Raw genomic sequence first — 4,418 nt, 5'->3', positions numbered from 1 at the left:
GATATTCAGGATTTAGAAACCACTTCTACCTTAGTAGACAATACAGACGGTACCTATTTATATACAAACGAAGATGGGGACACAACTTTAATCGATGTTCCTGCAGATGTAGTAAATGAGTTCCAAACGATTATCAACGATAGCAGTGTTCAAAATATCTTAAACGAATATTTGACGACCAAAGCAGAAGGGAATGTATCTTACGATGGCAACAACTTCTATTATGTAGATGTGAATGGCGATACACAAGTTATCGATATTCAGGATTTAGAAACCACTTCTACCTTAGTAGACAATACAGACGGTACTTATTTATATACAAACGAAGATGGGGACACAACTTTAATCGATGTTCCTGCAGATGTAGTAAATGAGTTCCAAACGATTATCAACGATAGCAGTGTTCAAAATATCTTAAACGAATATTTGACGACCAAAGCAGAAGGGAATGTATCTTACGATGGCAACAACTTCTATTATGTAGATGCGAATGGCGATACACAAGTTATCGATATTCAGGATTTAGAAACCACTTCTACCTTAGTAGACAATACAGACGGTACTTATTTATATACAAACGAAGATGGGGACACAACTTTAATCGATGTTCCTGCAGATGTAGTAAATGAGTTCCAGACGATCATCAACGATAGCAGTGTTCAAAATATCTTAAACGAATATTTGACGACCAAAGCAGAAGGGAATGTATCTTACGATGGCAACAACTTCTATTATGTAGATGCGAATGGCGATACACAAGTTATCGATATTCAGGATTTAGAAACCACTTCTACCTTAGTAGACAATACAGACGGTACTTATTTATATACAAACGAAGATGGGGACACAACTTTAATCGACGTTCCTGCAGATGTAGTAAATGAGTTCCAAACGATCATCAACGATAGCAGTGTTCAAAATATCTTAAACGAATATTTGACGACCAAAGCAGAAGGGAATGTATCTTACGATGGTAACAACTTCTATTATGTAGATGTGAATGGCGATACACAAGTTATCGATATTCAGGATTTAGAAACCACTTCTACCTTAGTAGACAATACAGACGGTACCTATTTATATACAAACGAAGATGGGGACACAACTTTAATCGACGTTCCCAACGATGTGATTACGAACATCACCCAGATTACCAACGATAGCGATGTTATCACAGAAGTTACGGAGTTAATCAACAACGACATCGTAAACCAGGGCGATATTTACACGAGCATTCAAAACTTAATCGACACGAATACGGATGAGTTTATCGATAACGGAAACGGCACTTTTACGCATGTAGCAGTAAATGGCGATAGCGTAACCTTCGATGCGAATACGTTAACGATGACAAACACAGGAAACGGTACCTATCAATTATTAGACGCCAACGGCGATAGCTTAACGATAGACGTTCCCAACGATGTAATTACGAACATCACTCAGATTACTAACGATAGCGATGTTATCACAGAAGTTACAGAGTTAATCAACAATGATATCCTTAACGAAGGAGATATTTACACAACGATCAACAACATCTTAGACACGCGAACCGATGAGTTTATCGATAACGGAAACGGCACTTTTACGCATGTAGCAGTAAATGGCGATAGCGTAACCTTCGATGCGAATACGTTAACGATGACGAACACAGGAAACGGTACCTATCAATTATTAGACGCCAACGGCGATAGCTTAACGATAGACGTTCCAAACGATGTAATTACGAATATCACTCAGATTACCAACGATAGCGATGTTATCACAGAAGTTACGGAGTTAATCAACAACGACATCGTAAACCAGGGCGATATTTACACGAGCATTCAAAACTTAATCGATACGAATACGGATGAGTTTATCGATAACGGAAACGGCACTTTTACCCATGTAGCGGTAAATGGTGACAGCGTAACCTTCGATGCGAACACGTTGAAGATGGTAGACAATCAAGATGGCACCTATCAATTATTAGACGCCAATGGCGATAGCTTAACGATAGACGTTCCTAACGATGTGATAACGAACATCACCCAGATTACTAACGATAGCGATGTTATCACAGAAGTTACAGAGTTAATCAACAACGACATCGTAAACCAGGGCGATATTTACACAAGCATTCAAAACTTAATCGACACGAATACGGATGAGTTTATCGATAACGGAAACGGCACTTTTACACATGTAGCAGTAAATGGCGATAGCGTTACCTTCGATGCGAACACATTGAAGATGGTAGACAATCAAGATGGCACCTATCAATTATTAGACGCCAACGGCGATAGCTTAACGATAGACGTTCCCAACGATGTAATTACGAACATCACTCAGATTACTAACGATAGCGATGTTATCACAGAAGTTACGGAGTTAATCAACAACGACATCGTAAACCAGGGCGATATTTACACAAGCATTCAAAACTTAATCGATACGAATACGGATGAATTTATCGATAACGGAAACGGTACTTTTACGCATGTAGCAGTAAATGGCGATAGCGTTACCTTCGATGCGAACACGTTGAAGATGGTAGACAATCAAGATGGCACCTATCAATTATTAGACGCCAACGGCGATAGCTTAACGATAGACGTTCCGAATGATGTGATAACGAACATCACCCAGATTACTAACGATAGCGATGTTATCACAGAAGTTACGGAGTTAATCAACAACGACATCGTAAACCAGGGTGATATTTACACGAGCATTCAAAACTTAATCGACACGAATACGGATGAGTTTATCGATAACAACGATGGTACTTTTACACATATAGCTGTAAATGGCGATAGCGTAACCTTCGATGCGAATACCCTAATGATGGTAGACAATCAAGATGGCACCTATCAATTATTAGACGCCAATGGCGATAGCTTAACGATAGATGTTCCAAACGATGTGATAACGAACATCACCCAGATTACTAACGATAGCGATGTTATCACAGAAGTTACGGAGTTAATCAACAACGACATCGTAAACCAGGGCGATATTTACACAAGCATTCAAAACTTAATCGACACGAATACAGATGAGTTTATCGATAACGGAAACGGCACTTTTACGCATGTAGCAGTAAATGGAGATAGCGTTACTTTCGATGCGAACACGTTGAAGATGGTAGACAATCAAGATGGCACCTATCAATTATTAGACGCCAACGGCGATAGCTTAACGATAGACGTTCCGAACGATGTGATTACGAACATCACCCAGATTACCAACGATAGCGATGTTATCACAGAAGTTACGGAGTTAATCAACAACGACATCGTAAACCAGGGCGATATTTACACGAGCATTCAAAACTTAATCGACACGAATACGGATGAGTTTATCGATAACGGAAACGGCACTTTTACCCATGTAGCAGTAAATGGAGATAGCGTTACTTTCGATGCGAACACGTTGAAGATGGTAGACAATCAAGATGGCACCTATCAATTATTAGACGCCAACGGCGATAGCTTAACGATAGACGTTCCAAATGATGTAATTACGAACATCACTCAGATTACTAACGATAGCGATGTTATCACAGAAGTTACGGAGTTAATCAACAACGACATCGTAAACCAGGGCGATATTTACACAAGCATTCAAAACTTAATCGACACGAATACGGATGAATTTATCGATAACAACGATGGTACTTTTACACATATAGCGGTAAATGGAGACAGCGTAACCTTCGATGCGAATACCTTAACAATGACCGACACTGGTAATGGTACTTACCGTTTAGAAGATGCCAATGGCGATAGCTTAACGATAGATGTTCCAAATGATGTGATTACGAACATCACAGAGATTACCAACGATAGCAATGTTATCACCGAAGTTACGGAGTTAATCAACAACGACATCGTAAACCAGGGCGATATTTACACAAGCATTCAAAACTTAATCGACACGAATACGGATGAATTTATCGATAACAACGATGGTACTTTTACACATATAGCGGTAAATGGCGATAGCGTTACTTTCGATGCAAGTACGATAACGATGACTAAGCAGGTAAACGGCACCTACTTATTAGAAGATATCAATGGCGATAGCTTAACGATAGACGTTCCCAACGATGTAATTACGAACATCACCCAGATTACTAACGATAGCGATGTTATCACAGAAGTTACAGAGTTAATCAACAACGACATCGTAAACCAGGGCGATATTTACACAAGCATTCAAAACTTAATCGATACGAATACGGATGAATTTATCGATAACAACGATGGTACTTTTACACATATAGCGGTAAATGGTGATAGCGTTACTTTCGATGCGAACACGTTGAAGATGGTGGACAATCAAGATGGCACCTATCAATTATTAGACGCCAACGGCGATAGCTTAACGATAGACGTTCCGAACGATGTGATTACGAACATCACCCAGAT

The 4,418-nt window shown here is 39.4% G+C and carries 1 protein-coding gene; it reads left to right on the top strand.

Annotated features, from left to right (window positions below; translation table 11 throughout):
- A partial coding sequence (locus GGR32_RS11920) for a beta strand repeat-containing protein (protein ID WP_183478430.1) occupies positions 1-4,418 on the top strand: 4,418 nt, incomplete at both ends.

This window comes from Mesonia hippocampi, assembly GCF_014197445.1.
GTDB lineage: Bacteria > Bacteroidota > Bacteroidia > Flavobacteriales > Flavobacteriaceae > Mesonia > Mesonia hippocampi.
The sequence above is the reverse complement of the archived record's forward strand: the minus strand, read 5'-3'. Positions and strand labels throughout refer to the sequence as shown.